The sequence below is a fragment of the Umezawaea sp. NPDC059074 genome (assembly GCF_042738955.1).
Taxonomy (GTDB): domain Bacteria; phylum Actinomycetota; class Actinomycetes; order Mycobacteriales; family Pseudonocardiaceae; genus Umezawaea.
In genome coordinates this window covers 38,141-63,921 of the sequence record NZ_JBHYHC010000030.1, presented here as the reverse complement: position 1 = coordinate 63,921, position 25,781 = coordinate 38,141, and the positions used below count along the sequence as shown (strand labels likewise).

The window sequence follows — 25,781 nt, the reverse complement described above, 5'->3', positions numbered from 1 at the left end:
GCCGCCCGCGTCCGGTCCGGAGTGACCGAGGAAAGAGCCATGAAGCGCCAGTACCTGATGTGGTCCGCCGCGGTCGTCGCGGTCGCGGTGTTCGCCGTGTCCTACGCCGCCCGCTCGGACGGCACCCCCGACGCCGCCGCCCCCGAGGTCACCCGCGCGAACGCGCTCCAGACCAGGACGGTCGCGCTCCAGGACAAGCTGCACGCCCGGCCGGACGACGCGGGCACGTGGGCCGAGCTCGGCGCGACCTACACCGAACTCGCCCGCGCCGGTGCGGACCCCTCGTACTACGTGAAAGCCCAAGGCGCACTGGAGGAATCGCTGAAGATCAAGCCCGCCGACAACGGCGAGGCGATGCTCGGCCAGGGCGCGCTCGCCAACGCCCGCCACGACTTCGCCGCCGCCCGCGACTGGGGCCTGAAGGCGCGCGACGCCCGTCCCGACTCGGCCGAGGTGCAGGGCGTCCTGGTCGACGCCTACACCCAGCTCGGCGACGACGCGGGCGCCACGGAGTCGTTGCAGCGCATGCTGGACCTGCGTCCCGGCGTCGCCTCCTTCACCCGCGCCTCCTACCACTTCGAGACGCACGGCCGCGTGGACGAGGCGAAGGACGCGCTCGACCGAGCGCTGACCGCCGCGTCCTCTTCGGACGAACGCGTCTTCTGCCACTACTACCTCGGCGAGCTGGCCTTCAACCGCGGCGACCTGGACGAGGCCGCCCGCCAGTACGACCAGGGCCTCGCGCTCAGCCCGCACGACGTGACCTCGGTGCAGGGCAAGGCGAAGGTCGCCGCCGCGCGGGGGAAGTACGACGAGGCGATCGACGGCTACCGGCAGGTCGTGAACCGCGTGCCCGTGCCGCAGTACCTGCTGGAGTACGCCGAGGTGCTCGACCTCGCGGGCCGCAAGCCCGACGCCGCCGCCCAGTACACGATCCTCGCCGAGCAGAAGAAGCTGCTCGCCGCGCAGGGCGCGAACGACGACCTGACGCTCACCACCGTCGCCGCCGACCACGGCGACCCCGCCGAGTCGCTCGCGCTGGCGCAGGCCGAGTGGGGCCGCAGGCAGAGCGTGCTGGCCGCCGACGCGATGGCGTGGGCGCTGCACGTGAACGGCCGCGACGCCGAGGCGCTGGAGTTCTCCGACAAGGCGGGCGTGCTGGGCTGGCGCAACGCCACCTTCTCGTTCCACCGCGGCATGATCCTCGCGGCGCTCGGCCGCGGCCCGGAGGCGCACGCGGCCCTCACCGAGGCGCTGTCGATCAACCCGTACTTCTCGCCGCTGCACGCGCCCGCCGCGCGCGCCAAGATGGCGGAGCTGGAGAGCGCCCGATGAGGCGCGCGGCGATCGTCCTGGCGCTGTGCGGCCTCGCCCTGTTCGTCGGCAGCGGCGTGTCCGCGGCCCACCCGCTGGGCAACTTCAGCGTCAACCACTCCGACGTGCTCCAACTGCACCCGGACCGGCTCGACGTGCGGTCCGTCGTGGACAGCGCGGAGATCCCGACCCTCCAGGAGCCCAAGCCGGTCGACGCGGCGGCCAAGTGCGCCGACGTGCTGGCCGCGCTGGACGCCAGCGCCGACGGCGACCGGCTGGCCCTCACGACGAAGTCGTCCACCGTCACCCACCCGCCGGGGCAGGCCGACCTGCCGACCACGCGACTGGTGTGCGAGTTCACCGCCCCGCTTCGGGTCGGTGGCGACGTCGAGGTGACGTTCGGCGACACCTACCTCGGCGACCGGATGGGCTGGCGGGAGATCATCGCCACCGGGACCGGCGTCGCGGTGAGCGGTGACGCCCCGAGCGCGAGCGTCACCGACGAGCTGCGCAAGTACCCCGAGGACCTGCTGGCCACGCCGATGGACGTCCGCTCGGTGAGCCTGACCGCCCGGCCCGGCGAGGGCACCGCGGCGGCGGGCGGCACAACGCCCGTGCAGACCGGCATCGGGTTCATCGACGCCACCACCGCCGCGTTCAACAGCATGATCGGCTCGCGCGACCTGACCCCGATGGTCGGGTTCCTCGCGGTGCTGCTCGCGCTGGTGCTCGGCGCGTCCCACGCGGCCCTGCCCGGCCACGGCAAGACGCTGATGGCGGCCTACCTGGCGGGTCGTCGCGGCACCAGCCGCGACGCCGTGCTGGTCGGCGCGACCGTGACGTTCACCCACACCGCGGGTGTGCTGGTGCTGGGGCTGCTGCTCAGCGTGTCCAGCGCGCTGGCGGGTGATGTCGTGCTGCGCTGGCTGGGGCTGGCGAGCGGCCTGCTGGTCGTCGTCATCGGCGGGACCCTGCTGTTCTCCGCGCTGCGCCGTCGTCGGGAACCCGCCCTCGCCGAGACGGGCCACGGACATGGGCACGGCCACGGACACGGTCATGGGCACGGCCACGGGCATTCGCACGGCCCGCGCTACGGCCGGGCCAGCCTGATCGGGATGGGCGTGGCGGGCGGTCTCGTGCCCAGCCCGTCCGCGCTGATCGTGCTGCTCGGCGCGGTCGCGCTGGGCCGCACCTGGTTCGGCGTCGTCCTCGTCTTCGCCTACGGCGCGGGCATGGCCGCCATGCTCACGGCCGCGGGCCTGCTGCTCATCAAGGTCCGCGACCGCCTGGAGAACCTCGCGGTCACCACGAGGCTCCGAAAACTGGCCGACTTCACGCCGTTCAGCACCGCAGCACTGGTGCTGGTCGTCGGACTCGGTCTCACCACCCGCGCACTGATCGGTTAAATCGGTTAAGGAGACAACCACCGTGAAGCTGTTCTTGATCGCCACGGCCCTCTTCGTGCTCGCAGGCTGCACCTCGGGCGCGACCGCCGCGGGCGTCAAGTTCGACGACGAGGGCCTGGCCGACGTGGCGTGCATGAAGCACCAGCCCGCCCCTCCGAGTGAGAACTACACCAACGAGGACGGCGGCCCGACCGACGAGGTCCTCCCCGTGCTGCGCTACTACACCGCGCACGGCAAGAAGAACTACTGCGACGGCGCGGGCCCGAGCGACGCGGACAAGAAGTGGGCCGCCGTCTACGTGGACCTCGGCGCGGACAAGGCCAACGTGGCGAAGCTGCTGGGGTAGCGTCACCGGGTGATCAGCATCGACCCGGACTCGCCGATCCCGCCCTTCGAGCAGGTGAGGGCGGGATTCGCGCTGCGCATCGCGAACCGCGAACTGGCCGTGGGCGCCCGCCTGCCCACGGTTCGCGCCCTGGCCGCGGACCTGGGCCTGGCGGTGAACACGGTCGCCCGCGCCTACCGCGAGCTGGAGGAAGCGGGCCTGATCGAGACCCGAGGCCGCGCGGGCACGGTCGTGTCCGCGGCGGGGGAGAGGTCCCGTGAACGGGCCCTGCGCGCGGCCCGGTCGTACGCCCTGACCGCCCGCGAGGTCGGGTTGTCGGTGGAGGAGGCCGGGGAGATCGTCCGAGCAGCCCTGGCCGACGAGTACCACGGGGGCACGCCGTGACCGTTCGCGCCGCACGTCCGGACGACCTCGACGCGGTCGTCACCTCGGCCACCCGCCTGTTCGCCGAGGACGCCGGAACCCGCGACCCGTTGATGGACGTCTCGTGGCCCGCGCGGGAGGGCCACGAGTACTACGGGGCGGCCATCACCGACCCCGACGTGCTGTGCCTGGTGGCCGTGTCGGGGGAACAGGTGATCGGCCACCTGATCGGCAGGCTCAAGGGCCCGAACCCCACCCGCCCCACGGTCGTGGGGGCCGAACTGGAGAGCGTCCGCGTCGACCCGGCCCACCGGGGTTCGGGCGTCGGCGCGGAGCTGAACGAGGCCTTCGTCGAGTGGGCCAGAGGCCGAGGCGTGACCGAGGTGTCCGTGCACGCGTTCGCGTCCAACACGGCCGCGATCCGCTTCTACGAGACCCACGGGTACGCGCCGTCGTCGTTGCAGTTGAGCAGGGACATCACCTGAGCGGGTGTGGTCGGTCCGGCGGAACCGACCACACCGGTGTCACACGGCTCGGGCGATCGCGATCGCGCCTTCCAGGCGGGCCCCGGCCTCGTAGAACATGTACTCCACCCCGTTCTCCGTGCCGAACGACGGCGCGGCCGAGCGGCCCCGGTCCGGCGCGCCCGACAGCGGCGTGTGGAACACCCCGAGGTGGACCTTCTTGGTGAAGTCGTTGCCCACCTCGGTCAGGTGCATGGTCCCGAGGTTCGTGTGGAACACGACGTACGTGGTCCCGTTGCGGTAGGCCAACGACGGGGCCGCGGCGTCCGTCGCGCCGACCTCCGACGCGCGGATCAGCGGGGTCTGGGAGAACGTCCACGTCCTGCCGTCGGCGGACCAGCCCCAGCCGATGTTGCGCTTGTTCGCCGTCGTGTTCGTCATGAACACCATCACGTAGTTCGCGCCGCGGGACGCGATCTTGTGCTCGAACACCCTGGCGTACGAGGTCTCCGTGGTCCCGGCGGGCAGCATCGAGGTCGAGAGCACGACCTTGTCGTAGGTGAAGTGGATGCCGTCCTTGGACCGCGCCAGGCGCGTGGTGGTGTTCTCGCCGTGGAAGTACAGCCACATCTCCTTGGCCGCGGTGTTCCACAGGACGTGGGCCGACGACACGTGCGACACCGAGTAGTGCGGGGCCCAGTCGCGCGAGACGATCGGGTTCGCCGGGTACTCGGTGAACGGGCCCTCCAGGGAGTCGCCGTAGGCCAGGCAGATGCCGCCGGGCGCGTCGTGGGGCGCGTAGTACAGGTAGAACCGGCCCAGCGCGCCGCTCACCCGGCCGACCGTGCCGCGGATCGTGGGGAAGATCAGCTCGTTCGTCGGGTTGTAGCGCAGGGCGCCCTTGTCGAACGCCGTGCGCAGGTACCGGTAGGTCGGGAAGCCCGCCAGGCCCGCGGCGGCGATGCCGGGGGCGAGCGCCGTCACCGCCGCGCCGAGGCCAAGGCCCGCTCCCGCGCGGAACAACGTCCTTCGGTCGATGGTCATCGTGGTTCTCCCTCTCGCCGTTGGGGGGTGGCCGAGTGTGATAGCCCCCGAGCGAGCCGGTCAAGGTGCTAATACGTATTAGTGCTGCGGAAACCGGAAATCGGACAAACTCTTGACTTGTCCCCCGAACATGGCCACTCTCCCTGCTAATCCGCATTAGCACCGGGAGGGTCCATGACGCGCCGCGCACCACGACAGGCGGACATCGCCGCGTTGGCGGGGGTCTCGCAGGCGACGGTGTCCGTCGTGCTGGGCGGCAACCAGGGCGGGGTGCGGATGGCCGAGGACACCCGGCTGCGGGTGCTGGCCGCCGCCGAGCAGCTCGGGTACGTGCCCGACCCGGTGGCGACCCGGCTGGCGTCCAAGCGCAACCACATGCTGGGGCTCTACACGTTCAAGGCGACCTTCCCGACCGACGTCGCCGACTCCTACTACCCGATCCTGGTCGGCGTCGAGGAGCAGGCCGCGGCGCTGGGGCAGGACCTGATCCTGTTCACCGGCGCCGACGGGCGGGGCGAGCGGACGCACGACGAGGTCGCCATCCGGCGCACCCGCATCGCCGACGGCTGCCTGTTCTTCGGGCGGCACGTGCCGGTGGCGTCGATCGAGAAGCTGGTCGAGAGCGACTTCCCGTTGGTCTACATAGGACGAAGGGACGAGCTGGAAGGCCGGATTCCCTTCGTGGGCGCGGACTACGTCTCCGCCTCGGCCGCCGTGGTCGATCACCTCGTGGCCAAAGGTCACCGCACCGTCCGGTACGTGCGCGAGAACGACGACGCGCCCTCGTCCACGGACCGCGAGCGCGGGGTGCTCGAGGCGGCCGCGAAAGCGGGCATCGAGTGCCGGGTCGTCCGAGACGACGTCCCGGTGGACGAGTGGCTGCGGGACGGGGTCACGGCGGTGGTGGTCGAGGAGACCGACACCGGGGCCGCGTACGCCGCCGTGCGGGCCGCCATCGCGGGCACCGACCTGTCCTACGCGGTGCTCGGCCGTCCGCCGGAGGGCGGCGACGAGGTGACCGGCTTCGAGGTGCCGCGCCGCGAGATGGGGCGTCGCGCGGTGGAACTGCTGGTCGAGCTGATCACCGGCGACCCGCGGAACCTGCACCAGCTCCTGCCCTGCACCCCCGTGCCCGGCACCACCGTGAAGGACGTGCGATGACCGAACTGGACACCGAGATCCTCGTCGTCGGGGGCGGCCTCGGGGGAGTGGCGGCGGCGTTGGCGGCCGCGCGCGCCGGGCACCGGGTGGTGCTCACCGAGGAGACGGACTGGATCGGCGGCCAGCTCACGGCGCAGGGCGTGCCGCCGGACGAGAACCCGTGGATCGAGAGGTTCGGCGCGACCGCGTCCTACCGGCGGGTCCGCGAGGGGATCCGCGACTACTACCGCAGGCACTACCCGTTGCGCGCCGAGGCGTTGCGGCTGGCGGAGCTCAACCCCGGCGCGGGCCGGGTGTCGAAGCTCTGCCACGAACCCCGCGTGGCGCTCGCCGTGCTGGAGGCGGAACTGGCTCCGCACCGCAGCGCGGGCCGCATCACCGTGCTGCTCCGGCACCGCCCGACCGGCGTCCACACCACCGGCGACTCGGTGACCGCCGTGGACCTGGTCGACGACGACGGAACGCCTGTCACGGTCCGGGCGGACTACGTGCTGGACGCCACGGAGAACGGCGACCTCCTCCCGATGGCCGGGGTCGAGCACGTCGTGGGCGCGGAGGCGCGGAGCGAGCACGACGAGCCGCACGCGCCCGACGTCGCGGACCCGGCGAACCTCCAGGGCATCACCTACTGCTTCGCCCTCTCCCACCACGCGGGCGAGGACCACACGATCGACCGCCCCCGGATGTACGACTTCTGGCGCGCCTACACCCCGGAGTTCTGGCCCGGCCCGCTGCTCGGCTTCACCGCCCCCGACCCGCGCACGCTGGAGCCGGTGGCGCGGACGTTCGAGCCGAACCCGGACGCCGACCCGCTGGCCGTCACCGCCGACCAGAGCGCGGACGCGGGGGACAAGGAGCTGTGGGCGTTCCGCCGGATCCTGGCGCGGGGCGTGCACCAGCCGGGCGCGTTCGACTCGGACATCACCCTGGTCAACTGGCCCCTCAACGACTACTGGCTGTCCCCGGCGCTGGAGATCCCCGGCCACACCGACGCGGCGGCCGTGGCGAGGGCCCACGACGAGGCCAAGCAGCTGTCCCTGTCGGTCCTGCACTGGTTGCAGACCGAGGCCCCACGGGTCGACGGCGGCACGGGCTTCCCCGGCCTGAGGCTGCGCCACGACGTGATGGGCACCGCCGACGGCTTGGCGAAGTCCGCGTACGTCCGGGAATCCCGCCGGATCAAGGCCGTCACCACGATCACCGAGCACGCCGTGTCCCTCGACCTGCTCGGCCCCGGCGAGCGCACCCGCTACCCGGACTCCGTCGGCGTCGGCAGCTACCGGATCGACCTGCACCCCTCCACCGCCGGCGACGGCTACGTCGACATCGCCAGCGTCCCCTTCGAGATCCCGCTCGGCGCGCTCCTGCCCGTCCGGGTCGACAACCTGCTGCCCGCGGGCAAGAACATCGGCACCACCCACATCACCAACGGGTGCTACCGCCTGCACCCGGTCGAGTGGAACGTCGGCGAGGTCGCGGGCCACCTCGCGGGCTTCGCCCTGCGCCGGGGCAAGTCCCCCCGGCAGATCCGCACCGACGCGAAGCTGCACGACGAGTTCGCCCAGCTGCTGGACCAGGCGGGCGTCGAACGCCACTGGCCCGACGTGCGCGGCTACTGAGAATCCCCAGAACCCGGAGGTGTTCGCGATGAGGCCACACCCCGTCCGGATCGGCGTCGACGTCGGTGGCACGTTCACCGACGCCGTGGCCGTGGACGCGACGACGTTCGCCCTTCTCGGCCAGGTCAAGGTCCCCACCAGCCACGACCACCCCGACGGGGTCGCGCACGGCATCCTGGCCGCCCTGCGCGAACTCCAGGAGCGGACCGGGATCGACGCCTCCGCGGTGTCGTTCCTCGCGCACGGCACCACCCAGGCCACGAACGCGCTGCTGGAGGGCGATGTCGCGACCGTCGGTGTGGTCGGTATCGGGCGCGGGTTCGAGTCGTGGGTGACGGGCAGGCTGCGGAGCCTGGCGAAGCTCCAGCTCACGCCGGGCAAGGGCCTGCCGATCCGGTACGCGGGGGTGCGCGACGCGGAGGACCTGGTCGAGGTCAAGGCCGCGGTGGCGAAGGTCGTGGACGAGGGCGCGGACGTGGTCGTGGCGGTGCAGCCGTTCAGCGTCGACGACCCGCTCGGGGAGCGGGCGGTCGTGGCGCAGGCGCGGTCGCAGGGGCTGCTCGCGACGGCGACGCACGAGATCACCGGGCTGTACGGGCTGGCGAAGCGGGCGCGCACGGCGGTGCTGAACGCCGGGATCATGCCGCGCATGGTCGAGACCGCCGACCTCGTGGAGCGCAGCGTGGCCGCGGCGGGCATCACCGCGCCGCTGATGGTCATGCGCGGCGACGGCGGCGTGATGTCGTTGCCGGAGATGCGGAAACGGCCGCTGCTCACGGCGTTGTCAGGTCCGGCGGCGGGCGTGGCGGGCGCGTTGATGGGGGAGCGGCTCAGCGAGGGCGTGTTCCTGGAGACCGGCGGCACGTCCACGGACATCAGCGTCGTGCGGCGCGGCCGGGTGCAGGTGCGGCACGCGCGCCTCGGCGGCCGGGAAACGTACCTGCCCGCGCTGGACGTCCGCACGGTCGGCGTCGGCGGCGGGTCGCTCATCCGGCTGGAGGGCACGTCCGTGACGGCGGTCGGCCCTCGCAGCGCGCACATCGCCGGGCTCGCCTACGCCTGCTTCGCGTCCCCGGAAGCCTTGCGGGGCGCGGAACTCGTGACCATCGCCCCGCGTGAAGGCGACCCGGCGGACTACGTGGCGCTGGAAACGCCGGACGGCAAGCGGTACGCGGTCACCCTGACCTGCGCGGCCAACGCGCTCGGCGTGGTGCCGGAGGACGGCTACGCGCACTGCGACCCCGAAACCGCACGCCTGGCACTGGAACCGTTGGCACGGCGGCTTGGACAGTCCACAGAGGACGCGGCGCGGGCCGTGCTGCGACAGGCGGTCAAACCCGTGCGGGCCGTCGTGGACGAGCTGGTGTCGGGGTACGGACTGGACCCGAAGACCCTGAGCCTGGTCGGCGGAGGTGGTGGAGCCGCCGCCGTGACGCCGTTCCTCGGCGCGGAGGCCGGGCTGGACTGGCGGATCGCCGCGCACAGCGAGGTCATCAGCCCGCTCGGGGCCGCGCTGGCGCTGGTCCGCGAGTCGGTGGAGAAGATCGTGCCCAACCCGTCGCACACCGACGTGCTCGCCGTGCGGGCGCGCGCCGAGCAGGCGGTGATCGCCCAGGGCGCGGACCCGGCCGGGGTGGAGGTCGACGTGACGGTCGACCCGCAGCGCAACCTGATCCTCGCCGTGGCCACGGGCGCGACCGAGCTGCGCGCCAAGGACCGCGCCGCGGTGGCCGACGACGACCAGGTGCTCGCGGACGTGGCCCGCACGCTCGGCGTCCCCGGCGGCGAGGTCAGCGAGCTGGCCCGCACCGGCCACCACCGGGCGCTCGGGGCGCGGACCAGGCCCAAGGGGTTCCTCGGCCGGTTCCGGCCGGTCACGCAGCACGTGCGGGTGGTCGACGGCGACGGCGTGGTCCGGCTGCACAGCGCGAACGCCCACGTGGAGCGCACGAGCGTCGGCGAGGCGTCCGGCACGCTCGCCCGGCTCGTCGACGAGCACACCCGCGTCGGCGACGGCGGCAGCCGCGCGCCCGCCGTGTGGCTGCTGGTCGGGCCGAAGATCGCCGACCTGTCCGGGGTGCTGGACCGGGACCAGCTCGTGGCCCTGATCGGCGCGGAGCTGACGTCCCGCACACCGGACGAGCCGCTGGTCGCGATCCTGGAGGACCGGAGATGACCGACGAGGACCTCGCCGTGGCCCTGCTGCGCGCCACGCCCACGCACGAGAACCGCACCGAGGAGCAGCTCCGGTCGTGGGCCGTCACCGCGCTCGCCTTCGGCGACGAACTGCCGCTGGAGGACCCGGACGTGCGGGTGGTCGAGGAGGCGAACGGCGTCACCTCGGGCCTGGTGACGCTCGCCGAGTACGACACCCGCAGGCACACCGTGACCGTCCACACCGACAGCCTCGCGCTGCTCGCCGACGTGGCCGCCCGCAAGGGCTGGACCGACGTCACCCCGGCCGCGCTCCGGAAGGCCGCCGTCGCGCACGAGGTCGTGCACCACCGGCTGCACGGCGGACTGGGCCGGGAGTTGCGCCGCCGCCTGGACCACGTCGTGTGCCGCGTCGGCGCGTTCACGGTCCGCGGTCACGTCGTGGGCGCGGACGAGGTCGTCGCCCACCGCTACGCCCACCGCGCCAGCGGCCTGCGGCGCAGCCCGCTGCGGCTGTCCGCCGCCCTAGCCGAACTCGGAGGTTGACCCGTGGGATACGCGATCCTGGCCGTGATGGCCGTCGGTGTCGTCCTGATGCTCACCCGCGTCCTGCCCACGGCGTTCGCGCTGGGGCTCATGGCGGTCGTCATCGCCCTGCTGGCGGGCGCGTCCGTGCTGGGGGACAAGAACAGCGTCGGCACGACCGTCCTGCAAACCGGTTCGACCCTGCTGGCCGCGACGATGATCGCGGTGCTGCTCGGCTCGTGGCTGGGCACGCTCATGGAGGACACCGGTATCGCCTCCACGCTGGTGCGCAAGATCGTGGAGTTCGGCGGCGAGCGGCCCGCCGTGGTCGCGCTCGGCGTGTACTTCGTGGCGGTGCTGTGCGGCAGCATCACCGGGTCCGCGCCCGCCGCGATGCTCGCGGGTGTCGTCGGCATCCCGGCGATGATCGCCGTGGGCGTCCGGCCGGTGGTGGCGGGCGGCACGGTGCTGATGGGCATCGCCACCGGCCTCCCGCTGGACCTGATCGGCTGGCAGTTCCTGTCCGACGCGATCAAGATCCCGCTCGACCAGGTCCGGTCGTTCCAGCTCACGCTGTTCCCGATCGTTCTGGTCGGCAGCCTGCTCTACATCCTGGTCGAGACCCGCCGCCGCGGCGCGCGGCACGCGTGGGCGGTCAAGCTGGACTCCGCGCCGTCCACCAGAGTGCGTCGCGGGGACGCCCCTTGGTACGCGCTGGTCGCCCCGGCGGTGCCGATCGTGCTGGCGCTGGGCTTCCACGTGCCGATCGTGCCGTCGCTGCTCGCGGGCGTCGTCTACGCGCTGCTGACCACGACCAGGCCCGGCAAGCTCGGCGAACGGGCGCTGCGGTCGCTCTACCGGGCGTTCGACGTGGCCGCGCCGCCGATCGTGCTGTTCGTGGCGATCGGGATGCTGCTCTCGGCCGTGCGGCTGCCGGGCGCGGTGAGCGCGCTGACGCCGATCGTGTCCGCGTTGAGCCCGTCCGGGACGCTGCTGTTCGTGCTGGTGTTCGCCGCGCTGGTGCCGCTGTGCCTGTACCGGGGGCCGTTCAACGTCTACGGCCTCGGGGCGGGTGTGGCGGGCGTGCTGGTGTCCGGCGGGATCTACCCGGCCACGGCGGTGCTCGGCCTGATGGCGTCCTACGGGCAGGTGCTCGGCGTCTCCGACCCGACGAGCACCCAGACCGTGTGGAGCGCGCAGTACGCGGGGGTGCGGCCGGAGAAGGTGATGGCCTCGACCCTGCCGTACACGTGGCTCATCGCGATCGGCGGCCTGGTGCTGACCGCCGCCCTGCACCTCACGTAGACCAGCGGTCCAGCAAGGTCCGCACGTGCTCGCGCAACTGGTCGTCCGGGAACCCGGTGCCGGTGGTGAGCGCCTGGTAGACCACCGGGCCGACGAACTGCGCGGTGCCGAGGTCCGCGGACGGCATGGCGGGCGCGACCGGCCGGACCCGGTCCAGCACGGCCCGTGCGCTCGTGCCCAGCAGGTCGGCGGTGTGCACGAGGTCGCGGACCGCCGGGTCGTGCTGGGCCTCGCCGACCAGGGCGCGGTAGGCGTGCCCGGCCGGTGAGGTGAGCAGGAAGTCGCGCAGTTCCCGCAGGTAGGCGGCCAGGTCGTCGGCGGCGTCGGGGAGGGCGGGCGTGGTCAGCTCCTCCTCGACGTCGTCGACGATGGCCTCGAGGAGGATCTCGGCCTTCGTCGTCCACCACCGGTAGAGGGTCTGGCGGCCGACGCCCGCCCGTTCGGCGATGCCCTTCATCGTGAGGGCGGCGTAGCCGACGTCCACGAGCAGGTCGTCCACCGCGTGCAGCACCGCGCGCCGGGACCGCTCGCTGCGGGGGCGGCCCATCCTGGTGGTCTCGTCGGCGGTCACGGCCGGAACTGTACCGAGACACGGTGTCCCGCATGTGTTAGCGTCAGTTACGAGTCACGCTGACTCGTAACTAGTGCCGCTGGTGTCTCGAGTCGAGCGCCCTCCACCTCGCGGCACGCGCTCCCCGGAAGGCCTTCCCATGCGCTCGGAGAACGAGCTGATCCTCGACGTGCTGCGGCGGCGCGCCCGCCCGGCCCTGGCCGGTTGCTCGGCCTCGATCGTCCACCAGACCTGCGAGGCGCTGGTGCCGCTGGCCATCGGCCTCGCCGTCGACCACGCGATCGACGGCGCTCCGCCGATCGCGATCCTCGTCGCCGTCGGCGCCGTGCTCGCCCTGTTCACGGTCCTCGCGACCGGCGGCGGCGTCGCCTCGTGGGTGCTGAGCGCCACCAGCCTGCGCGAGGCCCACGACCTGCGGGTCCGCGCCATGGGCCAGGTGCTGGCCGACCCGCTCGTGGGCCGCGACCGGCGGCCCGGCGAGCTGATGAGCATCCTCACGTCCGACACCAAGGCCACCGCCGACATCGTCCGCGTCCTCGCCTACCTCGCCTCCGGCGTCGTCGGGCTGGCGGTCGCGGTCGTCGTGCTGCTGCGCGTGGACCTGTGGCTGGGCCTGGGCATCGTCGTGGTACTGCCCTTGCTGGTGCTGGGCATCGACCGGCTGGGCCCGTGGGTCGAGCGGAAGGTCCGCGCCCGCCAGCAGGCCGGTGGCCTCGCCGCCGCGCTGGCCGCCGAACTCGTCCACGCCCTGCGCCCGCTGCGCAGCTTCGGCGGCGTGCCCGAGGCGGTCCGGCGCTACCGCCTCACGAGCAGGCGGTCGCTCGACACCGTCCTGGACACGGCGTCGGCGTCGGCCGTCGTGGCGGTCACCGGCCTGCTGGCGACCGGCGCGGTGCTGGTCGGCACGGCGGCCGCCGCGGGCGCGATGGCGCTGTCCGGCCGCGTCTCGGTCGGCGAGTTCGTGACCGTGGTCGTGATGGCGTCGTTCGTCGCCGAGCCGGTGCGGCGGATCTCGGCCAGCGTGGAGCAGATCGCCGGCTCCCGCGCCGGTGCCGCCCGCGTCGCAGCCCTGCTCACCGCGTCCCCGCGCATCTTTACCGAGGTGGCGGCGGAGACGCTCGGACCGTTGCGCGTGCGGGACGTGGCGGTCGGGCCGATCACCGGCCTCGACTTCACCCTCGCGCCGGGCGAGGTGCTCGGCATCGCCACCACCGACCCGGCCGCCGCCGACGCCGTGGCGGACCTGCTCGCCCGGCGGGTGCGCCCGTCGTCGGGAACGTTGTCGTTCGGCGACGTCGACGCGGCGGATGTGGACGCGCGGCGGCACGTGCTGGTCGAGCCGCACGCCGCCTATTTGCTCGGCGGCACGCTCGACGCGGCGCTGGACACCGGTCGGGCCGCGGGCTCGGACGCGGTGGACCGCGCGGTGACCGCCGCCGGGGCCGCCGAGGTCGTGGAATCCCTGGCACGGCAGCGGTCCGTGCTGCTGGAAGGCGGCGCGAACCTGTCCGGCGGACAGCGGCAGCGCGTCGCGCTCGCCCGCGCGCTGGCCGCGGAACCGCCGGTGCTCGTGCTGCGCGACCCGCTCACGGCGGTCGACGCCGTGACCGAGGACGCGGTCGCCGCGGGCCTGCACGCCCTGCGCCGCGACGGCTCGGCGGGCACGGTCGTGATCACCACCTCGCCGCCGCTGCTGTCCCGCTGCGACCGGGTCGTCTTCCTCGACGGAGGACCGCCGGTCGTGTCCACCCACGCCGAACTCGCCACCGTGCGGGCCTACGCCGAGGCGGTGCTGCGGTGAGCGCCACCCTGACCGACCGTCCACTTCGGACCGATCGGGAACCGGCCGTGCTGCCGATCGCGACCAGCCGCCAGAGCCTCGCGGGGCTGTGGCGGGCGCTGAAGAGCCATCCCGCCGAGTGCGTGGCGACGCTGGCGCTGACCGTGGTCGCGGGCCTCGGCGTCGTGGCCGTGCCGCTGTTCCTCGGCGAGCTTGTCGACGCCGTGCGCGCGGGGGCGCGGGCCGACCTCGTGCCGCTGCTCGCGCTCACCGCCGCGGGCGTGGTGTTCGGAGCCGTGTTCACCGCGCTGGCGCAGCGCGCCACGGAACGGCTGGGCGCGCGGGTCGCGGCCGACCTGCGCGAGGAGGTGCTGGTCCGGGCGTTGGGCATCGAGTCCCGCGTCCTGGAGCGGGTCGGCAGCGGCGACATCGCGTCCCGCGTCACGGAGGACGTGGAGAACTTCGTCGCGGCGGTCCCGCTGGCCGCCACGGTGTTCAGCGCCGGGACGACGATCGTGGTGTCGGCGGCGGGCTTCGCGTCGGTGGACTGGCGGTTGGCGCTCGCGTTCACCGTCGTGTTCCCGGTGTACTGGCTGAGCCTGCGCGCCTACCTGCCCAAGGCCGGTCCGCTCTACGCCGCCGAGCGCCGGGCGGCCGCCGAACGCGGCCAGGTGATGCTGGAATCGTTGCACGGCCTGACCACCGTGCACGCCTACGACATGGCCGGGACGCAGTCGCGGCGGGTGGCGGACGCCTCCGAGCGGACGCTGACCGCGGCCGTGCGGGCGTTGCGGCTGTTCATCTTCTTCATGAAGTCGATGAACGCCGCCGAGGCGCTGGGCCTGTCGGCGATCCTGCTGACCGGGTACTGGCTGGTCGACGGCGGAGCGGTGACGGTCGGCGAGGTGACCGCGGCGGCCCTGCTGTTCCACCGGCTGTTCGAGCCGCTCGGGACCGTGCTGCTGTCGTTCGACGACGTGCAGCGGGCGGGTGCGGCGCTGGCGCGGATCGTCGGCGTGACACTCGTCCCGCCGCCCCCGAGCAGGCCCGACCGGCCGCACGTCGGCGCGGTCGCGGTGGTGGCGAAGGGGATCCGGCACTCCTACGAGGAGGGGCACGAGGTCGTGCGCGGCATCGACGTCGAGGTGCCCGCCGGGACCTCGCTCGCCGTGGTCGGGGCCAGCGGCGCGGGCAAGACGACGCTCGCGGGCGTGCTCGCCGGGGTGTTCCCGCCGTCGGCCGGCCGGACGGAGCTGCGGGACGAGCGGGGGAGCGTCGACGTCGGCGACCTCGACCCGAGCCAGGTCCGCGACTGGATCGGCATGGTGTCGCAGGAGACGCACGTGTTCGCCGGGACGCTGCGCGAGGACGTGGTGTTCGCCGCGCCCGGCAGCACCGACGAGCAAGTCCGCGCCGCGGTGGCCGCCGTCGGGGCGGGCGCGTGGGTCGCCGCGCTGCCCGACGGCCTGGACACCGTCGTCGGACCGCACACCCTGACGGCGGCCCGCGTTCAGCAGCTCGCGCTGGCCAGGCTGCTGCTGCGCGACCCGCCCGTGGTCGTGCTGGACGAGGCCACCGCCGAGGCGGGCAGCTCCGGCGCGCGCGACCTCGAGGAGGCCGCGGCGGCGGTGGTGTCCGGTCGGACCGCGATCGTGGTCGCGCACCGGCTCACCCAGGCGCGGGCGTGCGACCGGATCGCGGTCGTGGCGGACGGTCTCGTCGTGGAGCTCGGCACGCACGACGAGCTCGTCGCGCTGGGTGGCCGGTACGCCGAGCTGTGGCGGGCGTGGTCGAGGCGGTGAGTCAGAGGGTGGTCGCCCGCGGGTCCCAGTTCTCCGGGAGCGCGGGCGGCGCCTCCACCGTGCTGGCGACGTCGACGGTCCGGCCCTTGGCGGCCGACTCGTCGATCGCCAGCATGGCGTCGAGCACGTGGTGCGCCAGCGCGCCGGACGCCCGTTCCGCGGCGCCGGAGCGGATCGCGCGGGCCAGCTCCAGCACGCCGGTGCCGCGTTCGGCGTCATGTCCTTGCGCGGTCAGGGTTTCCGGCTCCGACCGGTTCGGCAGGTGCAGCGTGGTCGACCCGTCGAACCGGTTCGGGTCCGGCAGCACGGCCGTGCCGCGCGTGCCGGTGACCTCCACGAAACCGGTGCGCTGCAAGGCCGAGTCGAAGCTCAGCACCAGCTGGGCCGACCCGCCGCGGTCGAACTCGACCAGCGCCGTGACCGACGTCGGCACGGTGACCGGGAACTCCGTGCCCGCGCGTGGACCGGAGCCGATGACCCTGGTGTCGCGCGCCCGGTTCGCGGTGGCCGTGACCCGGCGGATCGCCCCGAACACCTGCACCAGCACGGTCAGGTAGTACGGGCCCATGTCCAGCAGCGGCCCGCCGCCCTGCTGGAACAGGAACTCCGGCGCCGGGTGCCACCGTTCCGGCCCCGGCGTCTGGAAGATCGCCAACGCCGTGCGCGGCTCGCCGATCCGGCCCGCCTCGATCGCCCGCCGCGCCGTCTGGAGCCCCGCGCCGAGCACGGTGTCCGGCGCGCTCGCCACCCGCAACCCCTTCTCCTGGGCCCGGTCCAGCAGCTTGCGGGCCGCTTCCCGGTCCAGCGCCAGCGGTTTCTCGGTCCACACGTGCTTGCCCGCGTCCAGCGCGGCCAGCCCGACCTCGACGTGCGCCGCCGGGATCGTCAGGTTGACCACGATCTCGATCTCCGGGTCGTCGAGCACCGCGTCGACCCCGCCCGACCGCGCGACGCCGTGCCGCACCGCCTGCGCCGCCGCCCGCTCCACGTCCAGGTCGGCCACGGCCAGCACCCGCACGTCCGGGAACGACGTCAGGTTGGTCAGGTAGGCGTCGCTGATGACCCCGGCGCCGATGACCCCCACACCGACGGGCCCGCTCACCGTTCGGCCCCCGCGAGGTAGGCGAGGCTCGTCGCGATCCCGGCGAACACGTCCCCGTCGAAGTAGTCGAACTCCACCACGCGCAGCGCGTTCGGCGCCGCCGCCAGCACGTCAGCCACCGGAACCTGCCCCTGACCAGCGGGAACCTGCCCGGTCCCGTCGGTGGCCAGCCCGCCGTCCTTGACGTGGATCGCGACCACCCGGTCCCCGAGTCGCTTCAGCAGCGCCGCGGCGTCCTCACCGCCGGCCGTGGCCCAGTACGTGTCGACCTCCAGCACCACCCGCGGGTCCAGTTGGTCCGCCAGCACCTCGAACGCGCTGCGCCCGTCGATCCGCGACTCCAGCTCCCACCAGTGGTTGTGGTAGCCGACCCGCACGCCGTGCTCCGCCGCCACGGCCGCGGCATCGTTCAACGCCTTGGCCGTGGCCGCGATGTCGTCGGCCGCCTGCCACTTCTCGGCGCCGATGTAGGGATCGATCACGACCCCGATCCCGACCTCCGCGGCCACCTCGAACACCGGCCGCTGCTCCACCCCCACGAGCCGCGCGTGGGCCGTGGGCGCACTGAGCCCGTTCTCCGCCAAAGCGGTCCGCAGGACCTCGGCGTTCTCCAGCACGCCGTACGGCTCGACCTGGGTGAACCCGATGGCGGCGACCCGCCGCAGGGTGTCGATCGGATCGGCCGCGAACGCGTCGCGGACCGAGTAAAGCTGCACGGACGGATCCGTCATTTCCAACTCCTGACTTCGCCGGTGGAGACAGTTGTGGAAGCGCTCCCACAATATCTACCACGTGGTAGATATTGTGGCTAGGGGGTCCACCAGAAACCGGTTTTCCACTGCTGCGACAAGGAAAACCGGTCGAACCGGTCATCGAGTCCGGTCTGGACGGTCCTTCGCCGCCACGACGGCCACAGCGGAGGCGTGCTCCTCACGAACACTCGCGAGGTAGCCTTCGAACCGGGGGCGCGCGGCCGCGAGGTCCTCGGCCATGACGACGCTCCTCGAACTCAGGTCCAGCGCCGCGGCGAGATCCCGACCCGCCGAGACCCTCGCGTACGCCGCCGAGCGCAGAGCGGTGGAGACCAACCCCGGCAGATCCGATCCGCTCGCCTCGGCGAGGGCCAAGGCCTTGTCGGCGAGCGCGATCCCCTTGTCGTGCTCGCCCAGCTCCGCCAGCGTGCGGGCCTGGTAGGTGAGCAGCATCAGGTGGTTCCCCAGGTCGTTCTCGGGTGGGATGAGCGCCAGCCACTCCTCGGCTCGACCGGCTGCCTGGTCGGCGCGGCCGTAGAGCAGGTAGGCGTTCCACAGCGCCCGGATGACCAGTGCGAGGCCGGGAAGGTCACCCAGCGGCCGGAGGAGCGCCAACGCCTGTTCCAGCGGCTGGAGTGCCGATTCGGAGTTCCCGAACCGGATGTGGCAGATCGCCAGGAGCCGCAGCGCCAAGGCCGTCGCTCGGTCCGCGCCGGGGTTTCCCGTGGGCAGGTCGCCGCGAATGGCCACGGATTCTGTCGCGAGCGGCAGGGCGTCGGCGACGTTGTCGACCTTGACCAGGACCCCGGCGCACGCGTCCAGCGCGTCGGCCAACCGGGACTCGTCCGCCGCGCCGTTCTTGAGGAGGTGCCTGGACACCTCCACGTTCCGGAGCGCCACCACCACCGATTCGGGGATCCGTTCGGCCTCGTCGAGCCACCTCGCCAGACCGGCCAAGAGATCGACGACGTCCTCGCCGAACCCCCGCAGCACCGCTCCCCGGAACTGCCCCAACGAGGTCGAGGCCTCGTCGAGGAGAGGCCACACCCGGTCCCACTGCCTCGCTTGGCTGAGGACTCGGGCGAGGCACGCGAGCGAGTTCGTGAGCACAGGGATGGTGGGCTGGGACTCGGACACCTGGTTTCGGACGAAGTCCAGGCACTCCTCGGCCAAGGCCGTCGCCTCGGTGGAACGACCGGTGTTCGCCAGGTCGATAGCGCGGTTGGTCAGGGTGAACGCGAGAAGTTCCCTGCTTCCGGTCGGGTTGATCCGCGCGGCCGTCCGGGCGAGGTCGAGCGCCTCGTCGGTGAGGGCGTCCGCCTCGGCCGTCCGTCCGAGTTCCAGGTAGCAGCTCGACAGCATTCCGATGGCCGCCGCCTGTTCGCTGCCGACGTAGTCGGTGAGGTCCCGGTACAGGGCAACGGACCGTTCGAGCGGCGGCAGGGCCTCGGACGGCCTGTTCTCCAGGTACAGCTGGAAACCCAGGCCGCGCAGGCCGTCCGCGAGCATCATCAGGTGCCCCGGATCGCCGTGGTCGTCGGAGATGGCGTCCACCTCGCGGTAGAGCGCGGCCGCTCGGCCGCGGTCGCCGGACAGCATCGCGAGGCTCGCCATGATCAGCAAGGGCATGCCGGCGAGCGGGCCGTACTCCTTCCGATCCAGGCGGACGAGATCGGCCACGATCGCTTGCGCCTCCACGATGAGGTGGGTGTCGTCCGCGGTTCCCTCCAGCACGCGCATGGTGGTCAGACCGAGCAGGGCGAACACCAGGGCGGCGCGGTCGGCGGGTTCGGTGGCGGACATCCGGAACACCGGGATCGCCTCCGAGTACGCCTGGATCGCCTGCGGCACCAGTCCCGCCACCATCGCGCGGTCGCCGACGTCGGCCCGTGCGCGCGCTAGGGCCAGGGGGTCGACGTCCGTGAGGGATCGCGCCAGGGTGTCGGCGATCGCGTGGGCGCCGATCTCCACACCCGAGTTGCGGGAGTCCGGCAGCAGGACCGCGATCGACGTCAAGACCTCGGTGTCCAGGTGGACGAGCGCCACCATGGTCGGGCTGCCCGCGTCGATCGCCAGTTGGGGATCCCTCCGCAGGAGGTCTTCCAGGTGCTTCGCGACGTGCGGGTGGCGGTCGGACGCCGCCGCGAGGTACGTCAGCGCGTGAGCGGTGTGCCGTGGGGCGGATTTGCGGCGTTTCAGCAGCCTGCGCAGGGTCGGGACGGCCCAGCGCGCCTCGTCGTCGCCTCCGGGGAGCAGGCGGGCCAGGTAGTCCTCGGCCAAGCGGTCCGGCAGCAACGGCTGGAGGTTCTGCTCGGGGGTCGCGGTCGGGTAGCAGACCGCGTGGTCGTCCACCACCTGGTCCGGGTCCGGGGTGAACTTGGCGAGGGCGGTCCTCGCCACGTCGTACGGCACCGCGCCGGTCAGGCACGCCACGAACGTGGCCCGGCGCATCAACCGTGGCGTGGTGAAGCTCGACGACGTCTCGTGCAGCTTGTGCCACAGGCTTTCCTCGCGGTCGAGGAGGTAGCCGGACAGGTCCGTCGACGGGGTGACGTCGCGGGCGTGCGCGTCGACCGCCACCAGCGCCGCCATGTGCAGCGACAGGACCGATCCGCTGTCGAGCGGTCCGGGCGGCCGGATGGCGGACGGGTCGTCCACGCCGAAGAGCGGGGCGAAGCTGGTCTTCGCGTGGTCGAACGCGCGTTCGCGGTCGTCGGGGGCCTCGGCCAGCGGGGGGAGTTCCAGGGCCGTGGCGTGGACGTCGAGGGCGGGGCGGGCGCGCAGGTCGCCGCGCACCCCGCTCCACAGCCCCGTCGACCTGGCCACCAGCAGCACGCGCACGGGGCCGGAGGCGCTCAGCGCGATCTCCTCGACCACGGACCCCAGCGCGCTCAGCCGCCAGCGGTCGGCGTAGTCCACCACCAGCAGGACGCCCGCCGCGCCGGACAGGGCGTGGTCCGTGCCGGTGGGCGCGGCGGTCAGGACGTGCCACCCGCCGGTGAGGGTGTCGGCGGCGAACCGGAACGCCAACCTGGTCTTGCCCTGGCCGCCCGGCCCGTGCAGCCACAGCACCGAGAGGCCGTGCGGGGAGTCGCGCCACGCGGTCAGCTCGGCCCGTTCCGCCTCCCGGCCGGTGAACTCGACCACCTGGTGCGCGGCGTTCAGGAGCGCGGACGGCTGGTCGACCAGCGCTGCCAGGTCGGAGCGCCGGGCGGGCGGCGACCAGGACGACACCGAGTGGTCGCTCGTCCGCACGACGATGTCGCCACCCGCCTGGAAGAGCGTCGAACCCACCGCCGCCACGCCGAACTGGTTCACCGGGCCACCTCTCCGAAGCGTCGAAACCCGTTGTACGCCAAGCCGAAGACGCTCCGACTGGTCAGAAGACGGACAGTTGCAGGACGGTTTGCTCCCCGCCCCCGTCGAGGGCTAACCCGGTGGGCCGGTCTTCGGATCTGATGGCTGTCCGCACGACAGGAGGTTGGGGTTTGTCCGAGATCAGCGGTCGGATCGAGGCGGTGCTGGAGCGCAGGCGGTTGCGGTTGCCCGTCGTGGACGTGGAGATCGCGCGGTGGCGGCGGTTGGGGGAGACGATCGCGCGGTTGGGCGCGGCGGTCGCCGAGGCGAAGGTCGAGGACGGGGACGCGGTGCCGCAGTTGGCGGGCGTCGACGTGTCCGACATGGCGGTGCGGGCCGCGGCGTCGTTGGCGGCCTTGCAGGTCGTGCGGTCGCGGGTGAGCCGGAGCACGGTGAACATCGGCGTCAGCGGGCAGGCGCGCAACGGGAAGAGCACGCTGCTCCAGTCGTTGTCGGGGTTGAGCGACCAGCAGATCCCGTCCGGGCGCGGGCGGCCGGTGACGGCGGTGCGCAGCCGGATCTTCCACTCGGCGGACACGCGGGCCGCGCGGCTCACGATGCACACCGAGCACTCGTTCCACGAGGAGGTGCTGCGCCCCTACTACGAGGAGTTCCAGCCGCTCCCGGCTCCGGCCACGTTCGCGGAGTTCGCCGCCCAGTCCGACGCCCTGCCCGCCGGCACGCCCACGGGTGACCTGGAGCGCGACCCCCGCCTCGGGCCGCTGCTGGCGCGGCTGCGGGAGATGCACGCGGCCACGGCGACCTACCGGCAGCACCTGACCGGCGGGGTCGAGACGGTCGACCTGGAGAAGCTGCGCGATTGGGTCGCCTACCCGGCCGACGACGACCCGCGCCAGGACCGGCGGTACCTCGCCGTGCGAGAGGCCGTGATCCACTGCGACTTCCTCGACGACGACGTGGTCGCGCTCGGCCTGATCGACCTGCCCGGCCTGGGCGAGCTGACGCCGAAGGCCGAGGAACGGCACCTCGCAGGCCTGCACAACGACGTCGACTTCGTTCTCGTGGTGAAGTGGCCGACCGACACCAACTCGCTCTGGACGTCGAGCGACGCCGCCGGACTGGAGCTGATCAACCGGGCGCGGTCCGCCGCGGCCATGCGCGACTTCGCCGCGATCCTGGTCAACACCGGCGAGTGCCTGCCGTCCAACGTCGAGGCCCTCCACGCCGACCTCACCGAACGGGTGAACAACAAGATCCCCAACGGCCACTACCGGGTGCTCGAAGCCGACGTCGCCGACCGCGGGCAGGTGCGCGAACGGGTGCTCGGCGACGTGCTCGCTCACCTGGCGGAAGCGTTGCCGCGCATGGACAGCGCGGTGGTCGACGGGGCGATGGCGACCTGCGCGGCCAACCTGGAGGCCTTGCGCGGCAGCGTGTCCGCCGCGTTGACCGCGCTGCGCTCGGTGCTCACGCCGACGCCGTACGAGGAGCTGTTCGCGCGGGCCGAGGCGTTGCGCGCGGAACTGGCGCTGTCGTTGCAGTCGTGGGTGTCCGAGCTGTACGCGCAGGCCTCCGACGGCACGGCGGACCAGGACTTCCACCAGCGCACCGAGGAGGTGCAGACGCAGATCCGGGCGTGGGTGGTCGACGGCTTCGGCCAGGGCGTCGAGCGGTGGCAGCGCGAGGCGGTGGACCGGTTCCGCACGGAGCGGGCCTCGCGGCCCCACGCGTCGCTGGTGCTGAACGCGGCGCGGGTCGAGATCGCCCGCCGGTTCGGCGCGGTCGACGACGTGCTGCTCGCCCGGCGCGACGCGTTCTGGGCCGGGCTCGTGCGGGCGCTCGGACCGCGGTTCGGGGCGCTGCTGGGCGACGACCCGACGGCCGATCCGCGGCGGGCGCTGCTGACGCTGCTCGACCGGCTGCGGGACGCGCCGGAACCGTGCCCGAACCTGGTGGAGGTGTTCGAGTTCGTGCTGGACGTGCGCCTGGACTTCCGCACGCTCGTGCTGCCGCGGCTGCGGGAGACGTTGATGCTGCTCTACCCCGAGCCGCCGGGCGACCGGGGCGTGCGGATGGCGTCGCTGACCGGCGTGTCCCACGACGAGGCGGGCGCGGCGCTGCTGTTCGACCGGCTCAGCCAGCTCGCGCGGCAGGGCGTGCACGACGCGGGCAGCGTGCTCGGCGGCATCCCCGGCATCGCCGCGCGGGTGCTGCTGGCGTTCGCCGAGCAGTTCGAGGACGTGGTGGTGCGCGGGGCCCAGTCCAGGGCGGAACTGGCCAGGGTCGCCGACGCGTTCCGCGACCAGATGTGGCCGGAGGCCGACACCGGGCCCGCGCGGGTCACGGCGCAGGTGCAGCGGGTCCGCAGCGTGCTGGCCGAACTGCACCACGAGCTGGCCGACGCGCGGCGGGAGGCGGCGTGACCGGGGCGTTCAAGGCCGCGATGGTCGGCCCGACGGGCGTGGGCAAGACGACGCTGCTCACCGCGGTGCTCACCGAGACGGAGAGCATCCTCGACGGCCTGCCGATGAAGGTGGCGACCGACGAGGAGACCGAGTTCCGGGTCAACGACCACCTGAAGCAGCTCAGGAAGGCGTTGGCCGCCAAGGAGTTCCACCCCGGCGCGCTGACCAACACCCAGGTCATGTCGGTGTACGACGTCTCGTTGCGGGTCCTCGACGCGGAGTCGCTGGACATCCCGTTCAGCCTGCTGGACTTCCCCGGCGGCTGGATGGACCCCGCCGTGCGCAAGGGCGCGATGGGCGCGGCGGACGGCTGGCCCCGGTGCGTCGCGCACATCCAGGAGAGCGTGATGCTGCTGGTGCCGATCGACGCCGCCGTCCTGATGGAGGCCCGCACGCCCGCGTACCGGGCCGCCCGCACCGAGCGGCTGGGCTTGGTGGACGTGGAGCGGACGGCCCGCGAGTGGGCCCGCGTGCGCAACGAGCGGCCGGACGAGCCCGCCGTCCTCGTGCTCGCCCCGCTCAAGTGCGAGAAGTACTTCGACGACAACGGCGGCGACAACGGGTTCGACGGCGGCCAGCTCCGCCGCGAGGTGAGGTCGTTGTACGACAAGGTGATCACCGAGGTCCGCAAGCAGGCGACCAACTCGCCGATCCGGGTCCTCTACGCGCCGATCGACACGTACGGCTGCGTCGAGCTGGCGGAGGCCTTCTGGCGGCCGGACGCGAAGGGGGAGTTGGAGCTGGACGCCTTCTACCGGTTCCGGGGCAACCCGCCGGAGGTGCGGGTGAAGGCGGCGGCGACGATCATGCAGGAGCTGTGCCGGATGATCGTCCACGCCCAGGACGCCGCCGAACGGGAGCGGGCCGTGCCGCTGCACGAGCGCGCGGACCTGTTGCAGCAGCGGAAGAACGAGCACAAGGGGATCCTCGGCACCCTCGTCTACCACCTCAGCGGCGAGGGCCGTGCGGTCGACCGGAAGCTCGACGAGGCCCGGTTGGGGATCGAGGGCGTTGCCAGGCGCCGCGCGCAGTTGCAGGACGCCGTCGCCCGGTTGGCGGGCAAGCCGAACGACCCCCGCGTGGAGGAGTGGTGAACACCGTGGCGATCACCGTCATCACCCGAGGTCGGACTCGGGACTACGGCTACCTCGGCGCGGCCGTCGAGGAGTGGTGGGCGGGGCCGACGGCCCGGCTGAACCTCAACGAGTCCGAGGTGCTGGTGGTGCGCGACGGCGACGCCGTGCGCGCGCTGCTGAGCGGCATCCCGGCGAACCGGCGCGACAGCAAGACCCGCGACATCCGCGTGACGCTGGCCATCGACGGTCTGGAGGGGGAACCGGAGTTGGCCCGCAGGCTGGTCTCCGCGTGCCTGGCCGAGGAGTCGCGGGCCGAACTCGGCGCGGTCGTGGACCGGGTGGTCACCGAGGAGGTCGTGGACGAGCTGCTGGGCGCGGAGGACGGGGACGTCGGGGCGTCGCTGCTCGCGGAACTCCTCGAGTGGCGGCACGATCCCGTGGCTCCGGCCGGGGCGCGGGACGACTCGTGGGTCGGGCCGGTGGCCGAGGGCGCGGGGCCGTTCATGGCGCGGCTCGACGAGGTGCTCGACGGGCGGCCGGGGGTCCTGGTCGCCACGCACGCCTTCGCCAGCCTGGAGCGGTCCCGGACGGTCGCGGAGGAGTTGGCCGCGGACACCGCGCTGCTCCTGCACCGGACCGCCCTGCGGGAGGTGGTGCCGCTGGGAAAAGCCGAGGCGCCGGAACGCACCCCGACGTCGCCCAAGCTCCTGGTGGCGTTGGCGGCGGCGATCGTTCTGGCGCTGGTCTGGCTCGTCGTGCAGTGGCTGGGCCGGTTCGGGTCGACCTGACGGCGGAGGGACGGTCCACCGCCCCTCGTCGGGGCTGGTCGGCCGGGCTGGTCGGCCGGGCAGACGCCCGGAGCGCCGAGGTCGAACTCCGGCTGCCCGCGCTGTTCGACGCGCTCCGGCTGGCCCTCCGGCTCGCTGTCACCGCTCCGGAGACCTCCGAGGTGCACCGCCTGGCCCGGACCGTGGTCGAGCTGCTGGGCCCGGCGGGGGAGTGGACCGAACCGGACTGGCGACTGCGGCTGGTGAGCGCGGACGTCACCGCCTTCTGCCGGGCCACGGGCGAACCGGTCGCCCGCGCGGTCCGCGAGCTGCTGGCGGCCCTGCCGCGGGAGGAGGGGCGCCGCTGACCAGGCGCACCACGGGGACGATCCAGAGCCGGAACACTTAGCCCTTGCGCTAAGTGTTCCGGCGGTTGATACTTAGCCA

Annotated in this window: 21 protein-coding genes; 16 read left to right on the top strand and 5 right to left on the bottom strand. The window is 73.1% G+C overall.

Annotated features, from left to right (window positions below):
• Positions 1 to 39: 39 nt before the first annotated feature.
• From ACFWW9_RS16310 to ACFWW9_RS16290, 5 genes are read left to right on the top strand one after another with little or no spacing between them, the layout of a single operon-like run.
• Positions 40 to 1,335, top strand: coding sequence for a tetratricopeptide repeat protein (locus ACFWW9_RS16310; protein WP_390377479.1), 1,296 nt, complete (start codon positions 40 to 42; stop codon positions 1,333 to 1,335).
• Complete coding sequence (locus tag ACFWW9_RS16305) at positions 1,332 to 2,720, top strand: nickel/cobalt transporter (RefSeq protein ID WP_390377476.1); 1,389 nt, start codon at positions 1,332 to 1,334, stop codon at positions 2,718 to 2,720. Before ACFWW9_RS16310 ends, ACFWW9_RS16305 begins: the two co-directional genes overlap by 4 nt.
• Positions 2,721 to 2,742: 22 nt before the next feature.
• A complete protein-coding gene (locus ACFWW9_RS16300) occupies positions 2,743 to 3,066 on the top strand; it encodes a hypothetical protein (RefSeq protein WP_390377473.1) in 324 nt (107 codons plus the stop codon).
• 9 nt (positions 3,067 to 3,075) lie between these two features.
• The gene (locus tag ACFWW9_RS16295) at positions 3,076 to 3,450 is read left to right on the top strand and encodes a GntR family transcriptional regulator (protein WP_390377470.1); all 375 of its coding nucleotides are present in this window, start codon (positions 3,076 to 3,078) and stop codon (positions 3,448 to 3,450) included.
• Positions 3,447 to 3,914, top strand: a complete 468-nt coding sequence (locus ACFWW9_RS16290) for a GNAT family N-acetyltransferase (RefSeq protein ID WP_390377467.1) — start codon at positions 3,447 to 3,449, stop codon at positions 3,912 to 3,914. The genes ACFWW9_RS16295 and ACFWW9_RS16290 overlap by 4 nt, the downstream gene beginning before the upstream one ends.
• 39 nt (positions 3,915 to 3,953) lie before the next feature.
• Here the strand turns inward: ACFWW9_RS16290 and ACFWW9_RS16285 are convergent, their stop codons facing one another.
• Complete coding sequence (locus ACFWW9_RS16285) at positions 3,954 to 4,937, bottom strand: hypothetical protein (protein ID WP_390377464.1); 984 nt, start codon at positions 4,935 to 4,937, stop codon at positions 3,954 to 3,956.
• 174 nt (positions 4,938 to 5,111) lie between these two features.
• Between ACFWW9_RS16285 and ACFWW9_RS16280 the strand changes: the two genes are divergently transcribed.
• The 5 genes from ACFWW9_RS16280 to ACFWW9_RS16260 are packed head-to-tail and all read left to right on the top strand — an operon-like array spanning position 5,112 to position 11,701.
• Complete coding sequence (locus ACFWW9_RS16280; RefSeq protein ID WP_390377462.1) at positions 5,112 to 6,098, top strand: LacI family DNA-binding transcriptional regulator; 987 nt, start codon at positions 5,112 to 5,114, stop codon at positions 6,096 to 6,098.
• A complete protein-coding gene (locus ACFWW9_RS16275) occupies positions 6,095 to 7,717 on the top strand; it encodes an FAD-dependent oxidoreductase (RefSeq protein WP_390377459.1) in 1,623 nt (540 codons plus the stop codon). Before ACFWW9_RS16280 ends, ACFWW9_RS16275 begins: the two co-directional genes overlap by 4 nt.
• Before the next feature lie 28 nt (positions 7,718 to 7,745).
• On the top strand, positions 7,746 to 9,893 hold the full coding sequence (locus ACFWW9_RS16270) for a hydantoinase/oxoprolinase family protein (RefSeq protein ID WP_390377456.1): 2,148 nt from the start codon (positions 7,746 to 7,748) through the stop codon (positions 9,891 to 9,893).
• On the top strand, positions 9,890 to 10,417 hold the full coding sequence (locus ACFWW9_RS16265; RefSeq protein WP_390377453.1) for a hypothetical protein: 528 nt from the start codon (positions 9,890 to 9,892) through the stop codon (positions 10,415 to 10,417). The genes ACFWW9_RS16270 and ACFWW9_RS16265 overlap by 4 nt, the downstream gene beginning before the upstream one ends.
• 3 nt (positions 10,418 to 10,420) lie before the next feature.
• A complete protein-coding gene (locus ACFWW9_RS16260) occupies positions 10,421 to 11,701 on the top strand; it encodes a transporter (RefSeq protein ID WP_390377450.1) in 1,281 nt (426 codons plus the stop codon).
• Here ACFWW9_RS16260 and ACFWW9_RS16255 read toward each other — a convergent pair.
• Positions 11,694 to 12,272, bottom strand: coding sequence for a TetR/AcrR family transcriptional regulator (locus ACFWW9_RS16255; protein WP_390377447.1), 579 nt, complete (start codon positions 12,270 to 12,272; stop codon positions 11,694 to 11,696). The two genes, ACFWW9_RS16260 and ACFWW9_RS16255, sit on opposite strands and share 8 nt — an antisense overlap.
• Before the next feature lie 139 nt (positions 12,273 to 12,411).
• Here ACFWW9_RS16255 and ACFWW9_RS16250 point away from each other — a divergent pair, with 139 nt between their 5' ends.
• Together ACFWW9_RS16250 and ACFWW9_RS16245 are read left to right on the top strand one after the other, a co-directional pair.
• A complete protein-coding gene (locus ACFWW9_RS16250; RefSeq protein WP_390377444.1) occupies positions 12,412 to 14,073 on the top strand; it encodes an ABC transporter transmembrane domain-containing protein in 1,662 nt (553 codons plus the stop codon).
• Complete coding sequence (locus tag ACFWW9_RS16245) at positions 14,070 to 15,854, top strand: ABC transporter ATP-binding protein (protein ID WP_390377441.1); 1,785 nt, start codon at positions 14,070 to 14,072, stop codon at positions 15,852 to 15,854. Before ACFWW9_RS16250 ends, ACFWW9_RS16245 begins: the two co-directional genes overlap by 4 nt.
• A gap of 1 nt (position 15,855) precedes the next feature.
• Here the strand turns inward: ACFWW9_RS16245 and ACFWW9_RS16240 are convergent, their stop codons facing one another.
• The 3 genes from ACFWW9_RS16240 to ACFWW9_RS16230 form a co-directional block, all read right to left on the bottom strand.
• Positions 15,856 to 16,956, bottom strand: coding sequence for a Gfo/Idh/MocA family protein (locus ACFWW9_RS16240; RefSeq protein WP_390377438.1), 1,101 nt, complete (start codon positions 16,954 to 16,956; stop codon positions 15,856 to 15,858).
• The gene (locus ACFWW9_RS16235; RefSeq protein WP_390377435.1) at positions 16,953 to 17,687 is read right to left on the bottom strand and encodes a sugar phosphate isomerase/epimerase family protein; all 735 of its coding nucleotides are present in this window, start codon (positions 17,685 to 17,687) and stop codon (positions 16,953 to 16,955) included. Before ACFWW9_RS16235 ends, ACFWW9_RS16240 begins: the two co-directional genes overlap by 4 nt.
• Positions 17,688 to 17,825: 138 nt before the next feature.
• A complete protein-coding gene (locus ACFWW9_RS16230; protein ID WP_390377432.1) occupies positions 17,826 to 21,026 on the bottom strand; it encodes a hypothetical protein in 3,201 nt (1,066 codons plus the stop codon).
• A 170-nt stretch (positions 21,027 to 21,196) separates the two neighbouring features.
• Here ACFWW9_RS16230 and ACFWW9_RS16225 point away from each other — a divergent pair, with 170 nt between their 5' ends.
• The 4 genes from ACFWW9_RS16225 to ACFWW9_RS16210 are packed head-to-tail and all read left to right on the top strand — an operon-like array spanning position 21,197 to position 25,702.
• Positions 21,197 to 23,449: a hypothetical protein gene (locus ACFWW9_RS16225; protein ID WP_390377429.1), complete on the top strand. Its 2,253-nt coding sequence runs from the start codon at positions 21,197 to 21,199 to the stop codon at positions 23,447 to 23,449.
• A complete protein-coding gene (locus tag ACFWW9_RS16220) occupies positions 23,446 to 24,585 on the top strand; it encodes a hypothetical protein (protein ID WP_390377428.1) in 1,140 nt (379 codons plus the stop codon). The genes ACFWW9_RS16225 and ACFWW9_RS16220 overlap by 4 nt, the downstream gene beginning before the upstream one ends.
• Positions 24,582 to 25,355 (top strand): hypothetical protein, encoded by a 774-nt coding sequence (locus ACFWW9_RS16215; RefSeq protein WP_390377426.1) that lies wholly within the window; start codon positions 24,582 to 24,584, stop codon positions 25,353 to 25,355. The genes ACFWW9_RS16220 and ACFWW9_RS16215 overlap by 4 nt, the downstream gene beginning before the upstream one ends.
• Entirely contained in the window at positions 25,328 to 25,702 is a 375-nt protein-coding gene (locus ACFWW9_RS16210; protein ID WP_390377424.1) for a hypothetical protein, read from the top strand. Before ACFWW9_RS16215 ends, ACFWW9_RS16210 begins: the two co-directional genes overlap by 28 nt.
• Positions 25,703 to 25,781: the final 79 nt, after the last annotated feature.

Coding starts and splice junctions, on each gene's coding strand:
- ACFWW9_RS16270 (WP_390377456.1), top strand. CDS start 7,746: ATGAGGCCACACCCCGTCCGGATCGGCGTCGACGTCGGTGGCACGTTC.
- ACFWW9_RS16285 (WP_390377464.1), bottom strand. CDS start 4,937: ATGACCATCGACCGAAGGACGTTGTTCCGCGCGGGAGCGGGCCTTGGC.
- ACFWW9_RS16250 (WP_390377444.1), top strand. CDS start 12,412: ATGCGCTCGGAGAACGAGCTGATCCTCGACGTGCTGCGGCGGCGCGCC.
- ACFWW9_RS16280 (WP_390377462.1), top strand. CDS start 5,112: ATGACGCGCCGCGCACCACGACAGGCGGACATCGCCGCGTTGGCGGGG.
- ACFWW9_RS16275 (WP_390377459.1), top strand. CDS start 6,095: ATGACCGAACTGGACACCGAGATCCTCGTCGTCGGGGGCGGCCTCGGG.
- ACFWW9_RS16265 (WP_390377453.1), top strand. CDS start 9,890: ATGACCGACGAGGACCTCGCCGTGGCCCTGCTGCGCGCCACGCCCACG.
- ACFWW9_RS16305 (WP_390377476.1), top strand. CDS start 1,332: ATGAGGCGCGCGGCGATCGTCCTGGCGCTGTGCGGCCTCGCCCTGTTC.
- ACFWW9_RS16310 (WP_390377479.1), top strand. CDS start 40: ATGAAGCGCCAGTACCTGATGTGGTCCGCCGCGGTCGTCGCGGTCGCG.
- ACFWW9_RS16235 (WP_390377435.1), bottom strand. CDS start 17,687: ATGACGGATCCGTCCGTGCAGCTTTACTCGGTCCGCGACGCGTTCGCG.